We start from the raw sequence: 19327 nt of genomic DNA, 5'->3' as shown, positions 1-19327 counted from the left end.
GTATGTATGTGTTCTATTCTAGGCATTCTCGACATCAAATCTGATGTTGCGGAGTTGCGTAAGCAGGCACTGCAACTATCGAAACTGATGCGTCACCGTGGGCCAGACTGGTCCGGTGTATACACCAGCGATAATGCAATTCTGGTTCATGAACGTCTATCTATTGTTGGCGTCGAAAATGGAGCCCAGCCGCTTTATAATCCGAATAAAACACATGCACTTGCAGTGAATGGTGAGATCTACAATCACAAAGAACTCGCTGAAAACTTGTCCATCGACTTTGAATTCCAAACACGTTCAGATTGCGAAGTAATACTTGCGCTCTATGAAGAGAAAGGAATCGAATTCTTAGACGAACTCAATGGCATGTTTGCTTTTGTATTATATGACGAAAGCAAAGATAGCTATTTGGTTGCTCGCGATCACATGGGAATCATTCCTTTGTATATCGGCTGGGACGAACACGGAAACTTCTACGTTGCTTCAGAAATGAAAGCGTTAACTCCTGTTTGTAACAAAGTAGAAAGCTTCCCTCCGGGTCATTACTTGGATAGCTCCACAGGTAAAATCACACGTTATTACAGCCGTGATTGGCACGACTATGATAACGTGAAAGACAACGAAAGCAGCGTAGACGAATTGCGTCAAGCCATGGAAGATTCTGTGAAGCGCCAACTGATGTCGGACGTGCCTTACGGCGTATTGCTATCAGGTGGCTTGGACTCTTCTGTTATTTCTGCTGTCGCTCAAAAATTCTCGAAGAAACGAGTTGAAGATGGTGAGCAATCTGAAGCTTGGTGGCCTCGACTTCACTCATTTGCTGTAGGCCTGAAAGGTTCGCCTGATTTAATTGCGGCACAAAAAGTTGCGGATCACATTGGTACAGTTCACCACGAAGTTCACTTCACCGTGCAAGAAGGGCTAGATGCCATTCGCGATGTGATTTATCACCTCGAAACCTATGACGTGACCACCATTCGTGCATCCACTCCAATGTATCTTATGGCTCGCCAAATTAAAGCGATGGGCATTAAGATGGTGTTATCAGGCGAAGGTTCTGATGAGATCTTTGGCGGGTACTTATATTTCCACAAAGCGCCCAACGCGAAAGAATTCCATGAAGAGTTGCTGCGCAAGCTCGACAAACTCCACTTGTTTGATTGCTTACGTGCTAATAAAGCAATGTCTGCATGGGGCGTTGAAGCACGAGTTCCGTTCTTGGACAAAGAATTCATGGACGTGGCAATGCGCATTAATGCAGAAGACAAACTCTGCGGTCGCAACGGAAAAATTGAAAAGCATATTTTGCGTGAGGCATTTGAGCACACTCTACCGCACAGTGTTGCATGGCGTCAGAAAGAACAGTTCTCTGATGGCGTAGGTTACTCGTGGATCGACACACTCAAGGAAATGACTGAATCAGAAGTGACTGATCAAGAGTTAGCGAGTGCGGAATACAAATTCCCAATCAATACTCCTGACAGCAAAGAAGCTTTGTTCTACCGCACTATTTTTGAAGAGCACTTCGGCAATAACGAGACTGTATTGAAAACAGTGCCTCATGGTAAATCTGTGGCCTGTTCAACACCAGAGGCGTTAGCTTGGGATGAAAGTTTCCAGAACCTCAACGACCCTTCAGGTCGCACTGTGGGTGTTCATAATGAGTCTTACGACGAATAAATCGTCATCACTCAAGACTTAGTGATAAAGCCAGCTGATGCTGGCTTTTTTGTACCTTCCATTCAGCGACCAACACAAGGCATTAAAGCCGTTGACGAACCAAGTCACCATCGTAAAAAGGCATATTCACGACCTCCGCTCTTTCCCAACGCCCACTGGTTGATTTAAATGCTAGAGCTTGGCCTGCACAACTGTATTGTCGGTCCACGATGGCCAACCCGATCACTTGCCCTGTGGAAGGTGAGAAATCGCACGTACGTAAACTTCCGCACAAGCCTTGATCCGAAAAGATAGGAATACCCAGGCTCTCTGGTTTGTCATCTGAAAAAATCCGAACACCCACTAGCAACTGAGTGCTCGTATTCTGAAGATTTAATAAGCTCTGCTTACCGATAAAATTGTCTTTACAAAGATCAACTAAGTCTCCCAACGACAGCTCATAGGGAGTTGAGCTAAGGGTTGTGTCGCAACCGATGATCATATGGCCTTTTTCCAGCCGAAGCATGCGTTGCGCTAAGAGTCCAAACGGGCGAATTTTCATGGTTTTCCCTGCCGCCATTAAAGCATCCCAAAGGGCTTCTGCATGTTGGGTTTCCACATGTATTTCGTAGCTAAGCTCGCCCACAAACCCCACCCGTATGATACGTGCGGAGAAACCCAAAACCGCCATTAAACGATGATTCATATAGGGGAATTTATCATTTTCTATTGCAGCTAAAGGCACAAGCTCCGCAAGAACATGTCGCGCATTGGGCCCCGTAAGATTGATCGCTGCATAATCAGTCGTCACATCATTCACACTGACGTTGAATTGCTCTGATTCTACAATTCGCATGAGCTGATCCATAACCTGTTTAAGACCTCTGGTGGTTGTCGTCAGCCAAAATTCATCCTGTTTAAGACGGCACACCAATCCATCATCGGTCACGATGCCAGAATCATTGGTCATCACCACGTACTTCGCCCGCTCAAGAGAGAGGGTAGAAAAACGGCCGGTGTAAGCCCAATCTAGCAATTTCACAGCATCTACACCGCGCACATGAATACAGCCTAATGTACTTATATCTAACATTCCCACATTACGACGCACATTGAGCGCTTCGGACAGCACTGATGCCTGCCGCTTATGCGCATACCCATAATATAAAGGCCGTATCCACCCGCCCTGCTGCTCCATTTGAGCACCATTGGCAAGATGTTTGGCATGAAGAGCCGTATTTAAAGTGAGAGCTCTTGTGTGCTGAACTGTCGCTTGAGGATACCTTTCTACAGAAGAGTACTTGTCCATTCTAACTTCCTTGTCGCTCATGTATTCGACCCTTACTAGATCAATGTTTCTAGCGGGCACTACGTCACTTGATGTGGCCTCAAATATTTAGCGCACTTAAAATTCGAGACCTGAAATTTATAGAAGACTCAGAAACTCAAGGTAGAAGGGATCTGAATATTGTCAAAATATCGAAGGGAGATGCACAGGTAAGATGTGCTCTGGCTTGCATTTATAAGGAAATTTGGGGCGCGCAAAAAAAAAGCACCACAAGGGTGCAGACGGAGTGTTAAGTGCGATTAAGCTTATAGTTATAGTAATTAGATAAACACCGGCTCTAGTGAGCCGGTGTAACATGAGTATTAATACTCGTATGTGAATTGAAGCGTGAACTCTGTACCTGGATCTTTCTGATAGACCGTTGTGTCCTCTTGGTCATATTCAGATTCTTCACCCAACATGTTCTTTGCTTTGAATTTGAACGCAAGGCTATCCGTTGCGAAGTAGCTGTAGGTCAAATCAAGACTGTGAAATGGCTGCTCGTAAACGTCATCCAGTCCGGCGGTTCCGCCCCAAGCAATTCGCTCACCAAATACATTGTAGGCAAGTGTTGCTGAGTGATATCCGTCTGGAGAATCAAAGCTAAATTGCATGTTTGCAACCCACTCCGAATGGCCTGTCATGCGGCGCTTCAGATTCGTTGGGTCAATTTCACCACTTTTAGCGATTTCAATTTCAGAGTCGCTGACAGTTAAGTTGCCCGATACGAAGAACCCTTCCCAAACGTCTGATTGCGAATCGATAAACGAGAAGTCACGCAAGAATTCAGTTTCAATACCATAGATGTATCCTGATTCAGCGTTATAGAACTTCAGCTGTCGACCCGCTTCGGAAATACGCTGAACCGGCTCGATAGGCGCTTCTAGATCTTTGTAGAATGCACCGACGCTTAAGTTAGAACCCGACTCCATGTACCATTCCCAACGTACATCGACGTTGATAATGTCAGAGCTTTCCAACTCTGGGTTACCGAAGAAATCAAAACCGGTGACCGGATCTTGGAAACGTACAGGAGACAATTCACGCAAATCAGGGCGAACAATTGTTTTACTCGCACCAAAACGCCATTGCATTTCGTCCGTTTGCTGCCAAGTCACAGACAAAGATGGATACCAACCATCTTCGGCAATCACATAATCTTCTACGTCGTAACGGCCACCTTCATCAGAAATATCGCCATCTGGCGTTAAAGGTAAAGTAGCGCGGCGAAAATCTTCATAGCGAACACCAGCAACAACACGCCATACGTCGTCGAAATTCAGGTCAATTTCACCAAACGCTGAATCGTTTTTCTCTGCTGCAATATAGTCTTCTGTGTCGGTTGAAGCATCTTTAAGTTCAATGTCCAACACGTTAGTGCTGATATTTGAGTCTGAGAAGATGTCGTTAAATTCTTGGCTCAGAATGTCGCCGTTTGGATCAGAAGGTGCTAAGTCGACATCAAACCCTAAACGTGTTGCATAGCTTTCACGGGTGCGCTCGAAGTAGTTGTAACCACCGGTCAAACGTACTTCAGCCCATGAAAGACTCAAAGGCAATGTTACATCCCAAGCTAAGTTTTCAGTGTCATCATCGAGACGACTGTAGACATATTTGGGCGCATCTTGCGTATTCAATGAGCGTCCAGTCATTGTACCTGCGTCGTCAAACGCGACGTTGTAGGTGTACGACAATTCATTGGGAGCGTATCGACGCGAACGAGCATCAGACGCCATCCAGTTGACTTCTAAGTCCCAAAAGCGGGGCAAAAAGTGAGTCCCCTTGGCTTGGTTACTCATCAATGTACGCTCTTCGTAATCGATAGAGTAAACTTGCAGTGCTTGAGGTTCACCTAAGGTATCAATCGTTTCTTCAATGGTGACGGATACATCATCTGATGTGTCACTCAAATAAGTTGAGAAAGTTTCAATTTTGTTGTTTTCGTTGAGTTCAAAACCCATGTTCAAAATTGCTGACCATTGAGTAATTGAATCGGTACCTTGCTCTTCTTTAGAGCCTTCTAACGATACATTATCGCCTGAACCTGCAATTTCTTTTTCTGATTGGCTGTAGTTCTCAGACTGTTCCTTGTAAGAAAGCGCCCCGACAATACCAAAAATAGAATCTTTGCCTAAATCCCAGCTGTTTCCTAATGCCACGTTGCCACGTAAACCGAGATCGGTATCTTCAGTTTTAACCGTCATATCGCGGTTCATGTCCAACGCCAATTCACGGTTCATTTGCTGAGCCGTAGCAAAATCAATTTGGCCATTCGATCCAGTCAAGATATCAATGGGGCTGATGCCACCATACTGGTCGATTGTACTGTTAATACTGGATGGCATTTCACGCGTGCCATCATCCTTGCCATACCAATCGTCATCGCCACCAGCATATGTGTAGGTGTCGTCTGAATCATTGGTGTTATAGCGCGTTCCAGCAGATAGCTTGAAGAAAAAATCTGAAGGAATAGATTTAGTGCGAATATCAACGTGTCCACCACCGAAAGCGGCTGGAGTCTTCGCTGTGCTCGACTTTTGGACCGACAGCGACTCAATAATAGACGCTGGGAACATATCCAGAGGCACAACATTACGTGTTGGATCTGGAGAAGGAACTATAGCGCCGTTTAGCGAAGTGCTTGAATAGCGCTCGCCTAAACCACGTACGTAAATAAATTTGCCATCTTTCAGCGTCAAACCGGTCACACGACGTAAGGCTGCAGCGGCATCACTATCACCTGTTCTTGAAATTTGGTCCGCCCCCATGAGATCTGCAACATAGGTTTGGTCACGACGCTCTTCCATGACGTCTGATGCAGCGCTTTTCAGGCGAGCTGTCACAGCAATGACTTCAATTTCGCCTGGCTCATAAGTTGTTTCGGTTTCTTCTTGTGCAAAGACCGAAGGAGCACTGAACAATGCGGCTACTGATAAGGCTGATGCAACGGCGCGGGTTACCTTCTTGGCGGTAAAACTCGGCTTGGTTTTCATACTATTACAATCCTGTATGCAATTCAGAGTCGGGCCACTCACTTGGAGTAACCCGAAAAATATTCAAACTTAAAAATAAGGAGGTTGAATATCAGGGAGCCGAAGCTCCCTGCTTGTCGGGCTTACTTAGGGCTGTAAGTCCAACCTTCTAGCCAATTGTTTTGACCGTCGAATGCACCGATGTAGTCAGCTTCATCAAAGAATGAATCAACTGCTGGCATATCTTTACCAGTACCAATCAAAGTGGCATCGTCAGCTGCAGGCATTCCGTCAGTTAGCATTACTGCCGTTGCGGAATTACCATCTTGACCTAAGAACCAAGTTTCAACGTTGACAGCATCTACCGTGTTCTCGTTGTCGCCGTTTGAGTATTTGAACTCTTCGTTACAATCGATGATTGAGTGTTGAATTAACAAAGTACCGTCTTCAACGTGCTCAATAAGGCCTGCTTGCTCACCATCAAGCTCTAAACATTCGCCTGATTCAGTTTCACCCGTGTCACCTTTGCGGCCTTGAACCAATAGGTTGTAAAGCTCGCCCGCTGTGCCTTTGCGAAGAATAATACCTTCGCCTTTGTCACCGCTTGGGTTAGCAACGTCTACACCTGGAAGGATAGTTACGTTGGCAAGCATTGGAGCTGAAGTTGGAGTTGCTTCCGCTTCACCATTTTTTGGGTCTGAGTGGCTGTCGGCTTCGATACCACGGTTTGCAACACCATCTTCGTGCTCGATGAATACAAACTGTGCTTTACCTGTCCAACCGTTAGTCCAATCCCAGCTATCATCCAAGTTGTGAGTCAAGTAAACGTATTTCAAGTTCACCGCACCACCCCAGAATTCGACCCCATCATCGCCATTCGCATGGACTTGGATGTGGTCTACTTGAGTTCCAGAACCGACTGCTGCAAAGCTGATACCGTTCATTTCTTGAGTATCGTTCACTTTAAAACCAGCATACTTAACAACAACGTAGCTTAATTGACCGCTGCTATCTGTGTTGTCATTTCCGCCGTAAGAATGGCTACCTACTTCAAATGAAGCATCGCAATCATTTTTGTCAGGACACGCATTAGTTAAGCCGTTACCCAACAATACCAAGCCGCCCCATTGAGCACGTTCGCCTTCAGCGCCCGCAATCACATCTTCTTCAGATGTCATCACGATTGGCAAATCAGCAGTACCCAAAGCCATGATTTCTGAACCACGACTCACCGCAATGTAGCTATCGCTTGTACCGAAAAGGTTTACACCGGCTTGAATAGCAAGTGTTGCTGATTGTTCGTTGTCGCCGCCAACAATGACTGGGCCGCCGTCAACTTTGTACAGGACGTTTGAGCCAGCTAAAAGCGTCACATCAGAAGTCAATGTGCCCGAGAACGAACAAACTAAAGTGACTGCTGCATCTTTATACAAGCCGCTCGCAACCTGTTCGGTTGTTGTGCCAGCAGGGCAAGATGTGAGTGGTTGAAGTTCTACTGGAGCAGAGACTGCATCAGCATCGTAAGTCCAACCTTCGGTCCAATCATTTTCACCATCGAATGCTCCGATGTAATCAGCGTCATCTAAACGGTCGTCCATGTTAGACAAGTCAGCCATGCCGCCTGTCAATGCAACAGAAGAAGTGTTTGGCATGTAACCCGTAAGGTCAGCAGCTGCCGCCAAGTTACCTTCTTGCCCCATGAACCAAGCTTCAACGTCATACGCTAAAGTTGTGCCTTTCTCTTCATCTGCTTTTGCATTTTTGAAAGGTTCAACACAGTCAATTAAGCTGTGCGTCATTTTCAACATACCCGCTTCTGCGTTTGTGACAGTTGAGTCATCGTTAATTTCTAAACATTCACCTGAATCGACGTCGCCTTTAACCAGAACGTTGTATGCAGTAACTTGCGTTCCTGCACGGTAGATGATGCCTTCAGCGTCGTCGTCAGAAGAGTTTGTGCCGTTCGCAACTTGAATCGTTACGTTAGCAAGTGTTGGGTGAGAAACAGGGATTGAAGCAGGTTGACCGCCGTTGCTATCACCTTCAATACCACGGTTAGAACCGTTATCAGATTGGCTGATGTAGACGTGTTGCGCAGAACCGTTCCAACCGTTTGTCCAATCTAAAGAATCATCAAAGTTATTCGTCAACACAACGTGAGAAATAGAAACGTTACCGCCCCAGAACTCTACACCGTCATCGTTGTTTTCGTGGACTTGAATGTAATCAACTTCAGTTCCTGAACCCACACCAGCAAAGCTGATACCGTTCATTTCTTGAGTATCATTGATTTTGAAACCACCAAATTCAACACGAACATATTTCAATGAACCTGAACTATCAGTTTCATCGTCGCCACCGTATGAGTAGTCACCTACTTCAAACGATGCATCACATGTTGCTGCTTCAGCACATGTATTTACAGGAGCGTTACCAAGAAGTACTAATCCACCCCAATCACCTTTAGAGCCTTCAGTCACTTCTGCTGCCAAAGAGGTCATTACGATTGGCGCGTCGGCCGTACCTTCTGCCATGATTTTTGAACCACGGCTAACAACGATGTAAGAACCGTCGTCACCTAAAATCTTAGTGCCTGGAAGAATCGTCAACTCAACAGAGTTTTCGTTATCGCCACCAATGATGACTGGCTCTTCAAGCAACCATACAACGTCGTCACCTAAAACAACTTCATTGCCGCTTTGGCCGCCTGTTAAGAAGTTTGATGCAGATTCAGTCGTCGGCTCGATCAACCCGCCGAGGGTCCAAACTTCTTTTCCATCAATCGCAGCAATTGTGGTACTTTTAGTCGCGAAACCGCCGTAGGCTATTTCTTGAGGAGTCTGTTGATCGCCACCAGTACCACCACCGGTACCGCCATCAACAATTTCATCGCCAGTATTAATGTTGATGTCGCCACCGCCACAACCAGCAAGCACAAGCCCAGCTGCAATCGCGCCAAGCTTAAACAGGTTTTTCAGTTCCATTGTCTTCTCCGAGGATGGAATTAATCGCATTTAGTAATAAGCGACAGCAAAGCTACCCCCAAAAAATTACAAAAAGACTTCAACTTTGTTACAGAACAGCAACACAAATGTTTCAGAAAAATTTCAGACCAATAGGAATAAGGGATACAAAGAAATTACAGCCGCATCAAAAAATCTACATTTGTAATAAATATTTCACTAGCTGCTGAGCTTTAACGGCTAAAGCACTATAACAAGTCGAATAAAACTTAAAAAACTGCCTATATCGACAAGATTAATAAACATTGATTCCTATCAAACTAATAGGTTTATACGACTTAACCTTTCAATGAACTTCGGTAATACTAGGTTCCATCAACACGACATTTGAATTTTAAACAAGTTAGGAGCTTTACCATGTTAAATAATAAAGAAGGTCAATCAGTTCCACAGGTTACTTTTCGCACTCGTAAAGACGATCAATGGCTGGATGTAACGACCGAAGATATCTTTGCCAACAAAACCGTGATTGTATTCTCTCTTCCGGGAGCTTTCACTCCAACGTGTTCCTCAACACACTTACCTCGTTACAACGAGCTTGCCAGTGTATTCAAGGAAAATGGCGTGGACGATATCGTTTGCATGAGCGTTAACGACACATTTGTTATGAATGCTTGGCTGGCTGATCAAGAAGCTGAAAATATTAACGTCATTCCAGATGGCAATGGCGAATTCAGTGACGGTATGGAAATGTTGGTGGATAAGTCTGACATCGGCTTCGGCAAGCGTTCTTGGCGCTACTCGATGTTGGTGAAAAACGGGGTCATTGAGAAAATGTTCATCGAACCCAACAAACCAGGTGACCCGTTTGAAGTCTCAGATGCAGACACAATGTTGAACTACATTGCTCCAGAGGCAGCAAAGCCGCTTTCGGTGAGTGTGATCTCAAAACCAGGTTGCCCGTTCTGTGCCAAGGCGAAGCAAGCACTACAAGATGCCCACATTCGCTATGAGGAAGTGATTTTGGGGACCGATGCCACCACGGTCAGCTTGAAAGCGATGACGGGGCGCTCAACAGTGCCACAAATCTTTATTAATGGTGAACACATCGGTGGTAGCGAAGAGCTCGACGCTTACCTTAGTCAAGCATAGGTCATTGCTCTCAAGGCTCGGGTTGCCGAGCCTTTCTTCTCATCACTCAATATCGTATCTACCTCTTCTACTGTATTTCTTGGAGCTGTTATGAAACAACTAACTGTTGACGTCGCCGTGATTGGCGGTGGTACTGCCGGCTTATCTGCTTACCGCGCAGCAAAGCAACATGCGAATCACGTCGTTATGATTGAAGGCGGCCCATTTGGAACAACGTGCGCTCGAGTGGGCTGTATGCCTTCAAAGCTTCTGATTGCTGCCGCCGAGGCCTCTCATCAAGCACAATCGACCGACGCCTTCGGTGTACACATTGAAGGAGCAGTGGTTGTTGATAGCAAACAAGTGATGGCTCGTGTCAAAAGTGAACGCGATCGATTCGTCGGCTTTGTGGTCGAAGGCGTCGACTCAATTCCGAGTGAAGACAAGATTGAAGGCTATGCAAAGTTTGTTGGCACTCATACGTTGCAAGTGGATGGGCACACACAAATTCATGCTGAACGCATTGTCATCGCAACCGGCTCACGCCCAGCCTATCCGCAAGTCTGGAACGAACTGGGTGACCGATTAGTCGTCAATGACGACATTTTTGACTGGGATGATCTTCCTGCCTCTATCGCGATATTTGGCCCAGGGGTGATTGGCCTTGAGTTAGGGCAAGCTTTGCATCGTCTTGGCGTTCAGGTTCACATGTTCGGTGTTGGCGGTAATGTGGGTCCCTTAACGGATCCAGCTGTTCGAGAGTATGCAACACAAACCTTCAAACATGAATTTCCACTCTACCCCGATGTTAAACTTGAGCATATGAAACGCAATGGAAATGCTGTTGATATTCGCTATGTTGATGATCACGGTACATTGCAAGACATCAAAGTTAACTACGTAATTGCTGCGACTGGCAGACGCCCAAATGTAGATAAACTTGCCTTAGAAAGCTTATCGCTGGATCTTGATTCGAAAGGCGTTCCAATTGCCGACCCTCTCACTATGCAATCATCTATGCCGCATATATTTATTGCAGGAGATGCCAGCAACCAATTGCCGCTATTGCATGAAGCTGCAGATCAAGGGCGAATCGCGGGTGACAATGCAGGACGATACCCAACATTACAGAATGGATTGAGAAGAAGCGCCATTTCTGTTGTGTTTAGCGACCCGCAAATAGCAATGATCGGTATGACCTATCAAGAAGCTCAACGTCGTCTTGGCGCGTGCAATTGTTTGGTCATTGGCGAAGTAAGCTTTGAAAACCAAGGCCGAAGTCGAGTGATGCTAAAAAACAAGGGACTCCTTCGTATCTATGCAGAGCAAGGCACCGGCATACTCATGGGGGCTGAAATGATTGGTCCTGCAGCCGAGCACCTTGCCCACCTATTGGCTTGGGCGCATCAACAGCAAATGACAATTGCCCAAATGTTGGACATGCCATTTTATCACCCTGTGATTGAAGAAGGCGTCCGCACAGCACTCAGAAGTGCAGCTGACCAACTCGATTCGAATTCTGATTGTGCAACAACCTGTATGGAATGTGAGCAAGAAGGCATGGCCTAGTTTTTAATCAAGGACGCTCAAATCGAGCGTCCTTCGAATTAATTGAACTAACCGAAGGTTTGCTTCTCTAAATCATATCAATATGTACTCCCAACACTACCAAGGAAGGTCATTGTTTTAGCTCTGTGGTTATGATTGGAGAGCCTTATGACCGAAGACATCCAAGAACTTGGAAGTTTCAAACATCATTCCGACCATTTGGTCGAGTGGATTCCTGCGACCGATGCTGAGGTCGATAGCACCACCCAGTTAGTGTTTAATCACTGGCTTCAGCTCAATACCACAAAACCGTTTGCGCTGTTATTTGAATGGCGAGACGATAACTACTTTGACTTTGACGGTATTCGAAATTTTGGCAACCAGCATCGTCTAAAAGCGATTGCGATGATCGCCACTAGTAGGTTCGCGCGCTTGTCGGCTGAATCTTTTGTTGAGATCAACACCATTGCTTTTCCATCTCGACCTATGCGCATTTTCAATTCTCGCGACAGTGCGCTGACTTGGCTGAATACGTTATAGTGCCCACCTGGCCGTAAAAATATGTGGGTTTCATGACTGTCTTCGGATTATTTCTAACGAGCTTATTGGCAGCAACTCTGCTTCCTGGTGGCTCTGAAGCAGCACTATTAGCAGCCCACCTAAATCAATGGGCACCCACGTTCCAGCTTTTCATTGCGGCCACCTTAGGCAATACAATAGGTGGGTTAATTACATTCTGGATGGGCATTCAGGCCGCTCGGTATCGCACGCCTGAACAGCTGGCCCAAAAAAACCAACAATTAAAGTATCTAACTTATGTGCGCAGATGGGGTGCATGGGCATTACTTTTCAGTTGGTTACCCATTGTGGGGGATATCATTTGTTTGGCGGCTGGCTGGCTTAAACTGCCCTATTTGAAAACAGCGATCGCCATGTTCATTGGGAAAGCTGCACGCTATGCCATTATTTTGCTGATGGCATCACCTTTTATCGCCTCTTAACGCCTTGTTCTCTATTTGCAATTGTCTGCCGAGACGGTATGGTAATGTTTAATTTCTTTGTATCATTTAACAAATCCAAGCGCCTTATGTATCAATTATATCGACTCATTTTTATTGCTCTTTTGGCGTCTCTCGTAGGATGCGCAAGTGACCCAGAAGAAGTCAATCCTATCGAATCTGAGGAATTCAAATTTGATCGTCGCGAAGATGGATTAGTAGGGGTCATTTATATTGCGCACCTCATCAAAACCGGTCCGGAGCTTAGTCGAGAACTTAGCGATGATCAGCCTCGCAGAACCAAGAACAAACGCAATGGACGGGATCCGCGTTTAGCGACACGCAAACAAGCGCCTTACATTTTAAGCACACCTAGCAATACCGATGTGTTGCGCGAACATATCGCTTTAAATGCCCTTGAACAACAACTTCGAGAACGAAGCCTATGCCCCGTGAATTACGACATAGATATTGTTGAACATTTCCGCAGTGAAGTTCGAATAGCAGCGTATTGCACTCAAATGAAAGCCACCGCTGCAACTCTTCCTTCGGCACGAGTGAACTAAATAGCAAAAAACCCGCAAGCAAATGCATGCGGGTTTCTGTACTCAATTCGAACACCTCACATCAATTTCACTACAATACTCTTGTGAAGTACCTAGCTTATGTGCTTCAAACCTTTGGGTAAAAGGCCGCCACATCATAACAAGTAGTATTCTCTTCCGTTGCTAGGATCACCAACTCAGGAAGCAATGACGTTATGACACAGTCTATCTTGATTGATTGAGCGAGTGTCACTAAAAAATCATTACAGCCAACAAAAACTAACGACTTACACTACAAAAAAAACAATATTGAGTTAATATCACCAAACATAAAATAGATATCACTTTTAGTCTCTATATAGGCCTTGTTATGTTGAAGCTCGACCATTACGACAAACTAATCTTGTCTGAAATGCAATCCAACGGCCGCATCAGCAATTTAGAGTTAGCCGAAAAAATAGGTTTGTCCCCTACCCCATGCGCTCGCAGAGTAAAGCGATTAGAGCAATCAGGAGTGATAAAGAAACATGTGACCTTGCTGGATCAAGAAGCCTTGGAGTTGAAATTATCAGTCATTTTGACCGTCACCATGGATCGCCATACGCCAGAACGTTTTGATAACTTTGAACAAACCATTGCTCAATTTCCTGAAGTCATCGAATGCAGTATCGTCACGGGCCAATCCGCAGATTACCTATTGCGCGTTGTGGTGCCCGATATGGATTATTACCAAGCGTTTTTGCTGGGCCGCCTCACGCGAATTGATGGCGTTACAGGTGTTCATTCAAGCTTTGTGCTTAGAAAAGTTATCGACAAAACAGAACTACCACTGGAGCCCTATTCTTCTCGTTAATGTGTCACAGAAAATCTTAACTTTCCAAAAGCTTGCAAGTTAAGATCTCGCTGCTAAATTAGCTTAATGACACTGAAGCGTTTTCCTTCGGATGGCTATTGGTTTTCAAAACGACCAATATTTGATGAATTTAAGACAATTGTATGAATTTTTCTATTAATGCTTGGCATTTGAGATTTTTTCTTTAAAATCCGACATAGCTAGAAAGAAAGTCGAATATTTATCCTCTCGTTTTGGATGCGCAGCTTGTCATCACGTCCTGTAGGTTTAAGTTTCAGTCTGTTTTCCCGCTACACCCGCTCACCAAAAATGGCGAGCATTAAGATATAGTTTTAACCCATAGGATATAGTGATGTCAGAGACAACTACTGGAACCGTTAAATGGTTCAACGAAACAAAAGGTTTTGGTTTCATCGAGCAAGAGTCTGGTCCAGACGTATTCGCTCACTTCAGCGCGATTTCAAGCACTGGTTTCCGTACTTTGGCTGAAGGCCAAAAAGTACAATTCCAAGTGACTCAGGGCAAAAAAGGTCCTCAAGCTGAAAACATCGTTGTCGTATAACTACGATTAAGTTAGCAACACGGCTAACACGTATGTTTCGAAAAAGCGGATTATTCAATCCGCTTTTTTATTGCCTGAAATTCATATTCCCCATTTGTTTAACTCAAGCATAAAGATTGCGCTGATGCGGCAAATCACTGAAATACTGAACAAATTCAACCTCAAACCCTGCCGGATCAAGATAGTAAACATTTTTACGATAAGGGTCTTGCGCGCCTTGTTTTGCAATATTAAACCCAGCAAGCGCTAGCCTTTCATTCATCGCATCTAAATCATTAATAACAAATGCAAAATGAGCAAGACCCACTTGATGCCCTTCTAGATTTCGATTGTGACCTTCGCCATCATCGTTCAATGTAAGGTAATTCTCGTCATCACCAAAATGTACCCATTGCCGATCTTTGCCATACCATTTTGCAGTGCCCTTACCACGCACCCTCCAATGAGGAAATGCCGCCCGATAAAAACTCAGAACTTTTTCGATATCTGATACCACCAGATTGATATGCTCTAAACGAATCATCATTGTCTCCTTTGGCGCTTTATTGCATTACATGCCGTAAATAAATTGCTGTTGTTGAGGGTGAGGCTCACGGCTAATTCGCTCTCTGAGCGGAACCATTGCATCGGTATAGTGTTTTAACATGTGTAAATAGTAATCAATTCTAGTTCTTAAGCTTTGATCGCGTTCTGACACTTGCTCGGAGTGGTGGAGTAAGTCATTCACATTTCTCACGATCAAATGGTCAGGAACGACCACCGACTTCAAGTTCTTCAGCGCATTCATTTTTAGTTCTGCGATGGGATACGTACCACTAACGCCACTCACTACAGCGGATAAAAACAATGGCTTATGTGCTAGCGTATGTTGTTCACACATCAGCAAAAAATTTTTCATCAACGGCGATGCCATGCCACCCCACTCCGGTGTCACCAGAGCAATGGCATCTGCATTGTTGAGTGCGTCGGATATTTCATTCCAATGAGGATGATTTGCTCTGCTTTGCTGGCTACCATCCCAAAATGGCAAGTCCATTTGGCACAATTCAATGTGACGCGTGTGTTCAAACATAACCGCCGCTCGGGTTATATATTCAGCAACGCGGGCACTCTCTGAATGAGGTCGCTGACTGCCGCTTACGATCACTAGACTCATCATTTAATAAACCTTTTGCTTTACATTTATTTTATAAACTATTTGCTTTACCTATAAATGTAAATAAAAAACTTTACTTAATTAAATTTGGTTTCGATAATAAAGGTCTCAAGAGAGGTATTACGTGAAGTCAACAGAACGAATTATTCAGCTCATCAAGACATCGGGCCCCATGACTGCATCTCAACTCGCTATAGAGTTACAGATGACATCAATGGGCGTTCGACAGCATCTGCAACACCTAGAGCAAAACGGGGATCTAACGATAGAAGATCGCAAAGCCAAACGAGGTCGTCCAACGCGATACTGGTCATTGACCTCAGTTGCCGATCAACACTTTGAAAACCGACATGATGAACTGACTGTGCAACTCATTGACTCGGTGAAAGAAATCTTTGGAGATGAGGGGTTAAGCCAATTAATTTCGCATCGAGAAAGTGCAACAGAATTAAGTTATCAAGCACTATTAAACCCGCTCAATAGTGTTGAAGAGAAGCTGGCCAAATTAGTAGAACTGCGCTCACAAGAAGGTTACATGGCCGCAATTGAAACGCACGATTGTTATTTTCTGCTGCTTGAGAATCATTGCCCTATCTGCGCTGCTGCAACTCACTGCATCGGTTTCTGTCGCTCAGAGCTCGAAATCTTTCAACGCCTGTTTGACGGAATCGCCTCGGTTAATCGAGAAGAGCACATTATCAGTGGTGCCAGACGCTGCGCCTATAAGGTCACACCATGCAATGAATCGCAGATTTAAACTTGAAGTGACAAGGAACATTGGAATGCTGATCTCAGTTCGGCTAGTGAAGCGTCATATTGATGCTAATTGCCTTAGCGGCCAGATATGGTAAGGATTTATTGAACTTCAGACATTTCAACCTGCCAAAAGCCCACATCGAGCCATTGTTCAAATTTAAATCCAACTTCTGAAAAGTGCCCTACTTTTCGAAAGCCAAATTTTTCATGCAAAGCCACGCTGGCTTCATTGGGAACAGTGATTCCGGCAATCATGATGTGAACGGAGGTTGCTTTTAACGCGTCAAAAAGGGATTGATACAACGCAGTTCCAATCCTTTTGCCAGATGCTGAAGGTGCAAGATACACCGTCACTTCAACTGAAAACCGAAAGGAGTACCTTTGTTTCCATTGACTAGCATAGGCATAGCCAACGACATCTCCGTTGTGTTGTGCCACCAGCCACGGCAAACCTTGATGGTGAACTGCTACAAACCTATTTTTCATCTCATCTGCAGATACTTCATGTTCCTCAAATGTGATAACCGTATGATGAATGTAATAGTTGTAGATTTCACTTATTGCACCAGCGTCAGTGCTTTGGACCTCTCGAATGCTAACCACAGCGGTAATCCTTTCACTTCAATAAGCATTTCAACATATCCATTATTCGGCTGCTGTTCAACATCAAATATACGCATTTACATTCGTTTTTTGTCGTCCAATTGACGCCCAAAACGAACCACTAAGTCTTGTAAGCTCACAGCAACTTTGCTCAACTGCACGACTCCTTCTGCCGCTTTGGTGCCAGTATCTAAGGTGTCGTTGGCTAAATCTGAAATATTTGTCACCTGTTTATTGATACCTTCCGACACAAAAGTTTGCTCTTCAACTGCGGTGGCAATCTGGTGCGTCATATCATTAATAGTGACGACAGACATTTGTATTTCACTCAATACACGCTCGGCTTCTGCAACTTTCTCCATGCCCGCTAGCGCGTCTTTTCTGCCGGTTTTTGCCATACCTTCAGACTCAGTCACTGTCACAGTGAGTTTTTTCACAATCTCATGAATATCTTGGGTTGACCCTTGCGTTCTCTGGGCTAGTTTTCTAATTTCATCGGCCACGACGGCAAAACCTCGGCCTTGTTCGCCTGCCCGAGCCGCCTCAATTGCAGCATTGAGCGCCAATAAATTCGTCTGTTCTGCAATTTGCTCAATAATTTGCGCCGCGTCGATAATCAATGAGGTTTGTTCAGACAAATCCGTCACCGCATCTGAAATATCGTTGACCGAATCATCTAAGTTTTCAATCGCACTTTTAGCGGTTGTAGCCACATTCATTCCATGGCTGACCAAGGTGTTCACTTCTGATGATTTTTCAGCAGTACTTTGAATATGGGATGACACCTCCAAAATAGTACTGGTCATTTCATTCATTGCTGTTGCGACTTGTTCGGTTTCCTGTTGTTGCTGCAGCATAAATTGCGATGCGTCGCTAGACAGTTTTAAGCCTAAATTGGATTCGTCAGATACGCGCTGAGCTGCGTCTAAAACCCGAGTCATCACGGTTTCTAATCGCGCTTGATGACTCCTGAGTTTTGAATGTAAACGAGCCTCATCCGCTCGCTCAGGGCTGATCACCGCTGCGGTAAGTGGATGACAAAAGCCAGACGAAAGTGATTGCTCGATCCGATTCAAAATGCCGTTTCGCACAACTTTTCCATAAACGAAAGCCGTCAAGCCCGCACACACCGCTATCAATAGTGACAGGTTGGAAAAATCCAACACATATAACGTCATAACTAACGTAATCAGCGCAACAACAATGATGCCCTCAATCACAGGCGCATAGTTTTTAGGGAGATTTTTGCCGGCTTTAACTTGGCTATAAAGGTACTCTGCGCGTGCTATATCGTTGCGCTCGGGCATCGTTCGAACAGACTCATAACCAATGAGTTGTCCTTCTTCAAAAATCGGAGTGACATAAGCGTTTACCCAATAGTGATCGCCATTCTTACAGCGGTTTTTTACAACCCCCATCCAAGGCTTGCCGTCTTGTAAATAGTCCCACATCACTTTGAAAGCAGCGGCTGGCATATCAGGATGCCTAACAATGTTGTGAGAGTGACCAACCAATTCCTCTTCACCGTATCCACTAATATCGATAAACGCTTGGTTTGCGTATGTGATCACGCCTTTTAGATCTGTCGTTGAGATCAATTTTTGTTCTGCGGGAAATAAGCGCTCCCGACCGGTCGTGGCGCGATCTCGTTTCATAGTTCAGCTGTTACGTTAGTCAATAAATCGCGAAGAGTACACCATCCAAGCTGAATCCAAGCTGAATCAATATTCGATATTCAATGCCGCTAAAAACGATTGTCCGATGACATACAACAATAAATTTTCCACATACCTGTTTTGAACTGATTTAATGAAATCTATCAGCTGAAGGTGTGCCCTTGAACGCGGGCTTTGATATGCTTGGCTACAAATAATATGCATCAGGATTTTTTATGTCAGTGCCACACATGACACTTTTAGGTATAAGCAATTGCGATACCGTTCGAAAAGCCCGTAAATGGCTGGAAAAAAATAATATTTCTCACGATTTTCAAGATGTTCGCGAAACACCTCTCAATGCAACAATATTGCAAGGCTGGGCGGCTCAAGTAGGATGGGAAGTTTTATTCAATAAGCGTTCAACAAGCTATCGTGGATTGGAACAATCGGTGAAAGACAATCTCAATGAACAATCTGCATTGACGCTCATTATTGAACACCCAACGCTGATGAAGCGCCCCGTACTCGTCAACAGCGATCAAGTAGTTGCTGTCGGTTTCAACGAAAAATTATATCAACCACTAACATCAGGTTAA

At 44.8% G+C, this 19327-nt stretch carries 17 protein-coding genes; 10 read left to right on the top strand and 7 right to left on the bottom strand.

Going from position 1 to position 19327, the window contains the following annotated elements; genetic code table 11:
- The first annotated feature begins 6 nt into the window (after positions 1-6).
- The gene (asnB, locus tag NAF29_RS06395) at positions 7-1680 is read left to right on the top strand and encodes an asparagine synthase B (protein ID WP_251260656.1); all 1674 of its coding nucleotides are present in this window, start codon (positions 7-9) and stop codon (positions 1678-1680) included.
- 82 nt (positions 1681-1762) lie between these two features.
- Here asnB and NAF29_RS06390 read toward each other — a convergent pair whose 3' ends face one another.
- The 3 genes from NAF29_RS06390 to NAF29_RS06380 all read right to left on the bottom strand — a co-directional run bounded on the left by NAF29_RS06390 (position 1763) and on the right by NAF29_RS06380 (position 8942).
- On the bottom strand, positions 1763-2968 hold the full coding sequence (locus NAF29_RS06390) for an aminomethyl transferase family protein (RefSeq protein WP_251260655.1): 1206 nt from the start codon (positions 2966-2968) through the stop codon (positions 1763-1765).
- A 341-nt stretch (positions 2969-3309) separates the two neighbouring features.
- A complete protein-coding gene (locus NAF29_RS06385; RefSeq protein ID WP_251260654.1) occupies positions 3310-5979 on the bottom strand; it encodes a TonB-dependent receptor domain-containing protein in 2670 nt (889 codons plus the stop codon).
- A gap of 122 nt (positions 5980-6101) precedes the next feature.
- Positions 6102-8942: a beta-helix domain-containing protein gene (locus NAF29_RS06380; protein WP_251260653.1), complete on the bottom strand. Its 2841-nt coding sequence runs from the start codon at positions 8940-8942 to the stop codon at positions 6102-6104.
- A 396-nt stretch (positions 8943-9338) separates the two neighbouring features.
- On the opposite strand from NAF29_RS06380, the gene NAF29_RS06375 reads away from it, so the two are divergent.
- From NAF29_RS06375 to NAF29_RS06345, 7 genes are all read left to right on the top strand, one after another.
- Positions 9339-10073, top strand: a complete 735-nt coding sequence (locus NAF29_RS06375; RefSeq protein WP_251260652.1) for a glutathione peroxidase — start codon at positions 9339-9341, stop codon at positions 10071-10073.
- 90 nt (positions 10074-10163) lie between these two features.
- A complete protein-coding gene (locus NAF29_RS06370) occupies positions 10164-11621 on the top strand; it encodes a dihydrolipoyl dehydrogenase (protein ID WP_285817617.1) in 1458 nt (485 codons plus the stop codon).
- Positions 11622-11768: 147 nt separating this feature from the next.
- Positions 11769-12140 (top strand): DUF7793 family protein, encoded by a 372-nt coding sequence (locus NAF29_RS06365; RefSeq protein WP_251260651.1) that lies wholly within the window; start codon positions 11769-11771, stop codon positions 12138-12140.
- Positions 12141-12172: 32 nt separating this feature from the next.
- Positions 12173-12601 (top strand): YqaA family protein, encoded by a 429-nt coding sequence (locus tag NAF29_RS06360; RefSeq protein WP_251260650.1) that lies wholly within the window; start codon positions 12173-12175, stop codon positions 12599-12601.
- A gap of 86 nt (positions 12602-12687) precedes the next feature.
- A complete protein-coding gene (locus NAF29_RS06355; protein ID WP_251260649.1) occupies positions 12688-13164 on the top strand; it encodes a hypothetical protein in 477 nt (158 codons plus the stop codon).
- Positions 13165-13516: 352 nt separating this feature from the next.
- Positions 13517-13996, top strand: a complete 480-nt coding sequence (locus NAF29_RS06350) for an Lrp/AsnC family transcriptional regulator (protein ID WP_432763231.1) — start codon at positions 13517-13519, stop codon at positions 13994-13996.
- 352 nt (positions 13997-14348) lie between these two features.
- Entirely contained in the window at positions 14349-14558 is a 210-nt protein-coding gene (locus NAF29_RS06345) for a cold-shock protein (RefSeq protein WP_251260647.1), read from the top strand.
- A 103-nt stretch (positions 14559-14661) separates the two neighbouring features.
- On the opposite strand, the gene NAF29_RS06340 is transcribed toward NAF29_RS06345, so the two are convergent.
- A complete protein-coding gene (locus tag NAF29_RS06340; RefSeq protein WP_251260914.1) occupies positions 14662-15081 on the bottom strand; it encodes a VOC family protein in 420 nt (139 codons plus the stop codon).
- 27 nt (positions 15082-15108) lie between these two features.
- Positions 15109-15714, bottom strand: coding sequence for an NADPH-dependent FMN reductase (locus NAF29_RS06335; RefSeq protein ID WP_285817658.1), 606 nt, complete (start codon positions 15712-15714; stop codon positions 15109-15111).
- Positions 15715-15838: 124 nt separating this feature from the next.
- Here NAF29_RS06335 and NAF29_RS06330 point away from each other — a divergent pair, with 124 nt between their 5' ends.
- A complete protein-coding gene (locus tag NAF29_RS06330) occupies positions 15839-16471 on the top strand; it encodes a helix-turn-helix transcriptional regulator (RefSeq protein ID WP_251260645.1) in 633 nt (210 codons plus the stop codon).
- A gap of 98 nt (positions 16472-16569) precedes the next feature.
- Here NAF29_RS06330 and NAF29_RS06325 read toward each other — a convergent pair whose 3' ends face one another.
- Positions 16570-17073 (bottom strand): arsinothricin resistance N-acetyltransferase ArsN1 family B, encoded by a 504-nt coding sequence (locus NAF29_RS06325; RefSeq protein ID WP_251260644.1) that lies wholly within the window; start codon positions 17071-17073, stop codon positions 16570-16572.
- 77 nt (positions 17074-17150) lie between these two features.
- Positions 17151-18728, bottom strand: a complete 1578-nt coding sequence (locus NAF29_RS06320; protein WP_251260643.1) for a methyl-accepting chemotaxis protein — start codon at positions 18726-18728, stop codon at positions 17151-17153.
- Positions 18729-18964: 236 nt separating this feature from the next.
- Between NAF29_RS06320 and NAF29_RS06315 the strand changes: the two genes are divergently transcribed.
- Positions 18965-19327, top strand: a complete 363-nt coding sequence (locus NAF29_RS06315) for an arsenate reductase (protein ID WP_251260642.1) — start codon at positions 18965-18967, stop codon at positions 19325-19327.

Source organism: Echinimonas agarilytica, assembly GCF_023703465.1.
Lineage (GTDB): Bacteria > Pseudomonadota > Gammaproteobacteria > Enterobacterales > Neiellaceae > Echinimonas > Echinimonas agarilytica.
The sequence above is the reverse complement of the archived record's forward strand: the minus strand, read 5'-3'. Positions and strand labels throughout refer to the sequence as shown.

What these genes read in the sequence shown, in the direction of transcription:
- asnB (WP_251260656.1), top strand. Translation starts at nt 7, where the DNA reads ATGTGTTCTATTCTAGGCATTCTCGACATCAAATCTGATGTTGCGGAG.
- NAF29_RS06390 (WP_251260655.1), bottom strand. Translation starts at nt 2,968, where the DNA reads ATGGACAAGTACTCTTCTGTAGAAAGGTATCCTCAAGCGACAGTTCAG.
- NAF29_RS06385 (WP_251260654.1), bottom strand. Translation starts at nt 5,979, where the DNA reads ATGAAAACCAAGCCGAGTTTTACCGCCAAGAAGGTAACCCGCGCCGTT.
- NAF29_RS06380 (WP_251260653.1), bottom strand. Translation starts at nt 8,942, where the DNA reads ATGGAACTGAAAAACCTGTTTAAGCTTGGCGCGATTGCAGCTGGGCTT.
- NAF29_RS06375 (WP_251260652.1), top strand. Translation starts at nt 9,339, where the DNA reads ATGTTAAATAATAAAGAAGGTCAATCAGTTCCACAGGTTACTTTTCGC.
- NAF29_RS06370 (WP_285817617.1), top strand. Translation starts at nt 10,164, where the DNA reads ATGAAACAACTAACTGTTGACGTCGCCGTGATTGGCGGTGGTACTGCC.
- NAF29_RS06365 (WP_251260651.1), top strand. Translation starts at nt 11,769, where the DNA reads ATGACCGAAGACATCCAAGAACTTGGAAGTTTCAAACATCATTCCGAC.
- NAF29_RS06360 (WP_251260650.1), top strand. Translation starts at nt 12,173, where the DNA reads ATGACTGTCTTCGGATTATTTCTAACGAGCTTATTGGCAGCAACTCTG.
- NAF29_RS06355 (WP_251260649.1), top strand. Translation starts at nt 12,688, where the DNA reads ATGTATCAATTATATCGACTCATTTTTATTGCTCTTTTGGCGTCTCTC.
- NAF29_RS06345 (WP_251260647.1), top strand. Translation starts at nt 14,349, where the DNA reads ATGTCAGAGACAACTACTGGAACCGTTAAATGGTTCAACGAAACAAAA.
- NAF29_RS06340 (WP_251260914.1), bottom strand. Translation starts at nt 15,081, where the DNA reads ATGATTCGTTTAGAGCATATCAATCTGGTGGTATCAGATATCGAAAAA.
- NAF29_RS06335 (WP_285817658.1), bottom strand. Translation starts at nt 15,714, where the DNA reads ATGAGTCTAGTGATCGTAAGCGGCAGTCAGCGACCTCATTCAGAGAGT.
- NAF29_RS06320 (WP_251260643.1), bottom strand. Translation starts at nt 18,728, where the DNA reads ATGAAACGAGATCGCGCCACGACCGGTCGGGAGCGCTTATTTCCCGCA.
- NAF29_RS06315 (WP_251260642.1), top strand. Translation starts at nt 18,965, where the DNA reads ATGTCAGTGCCACACATGACACTTTTAGGTATAAGCAATTGCGATACC.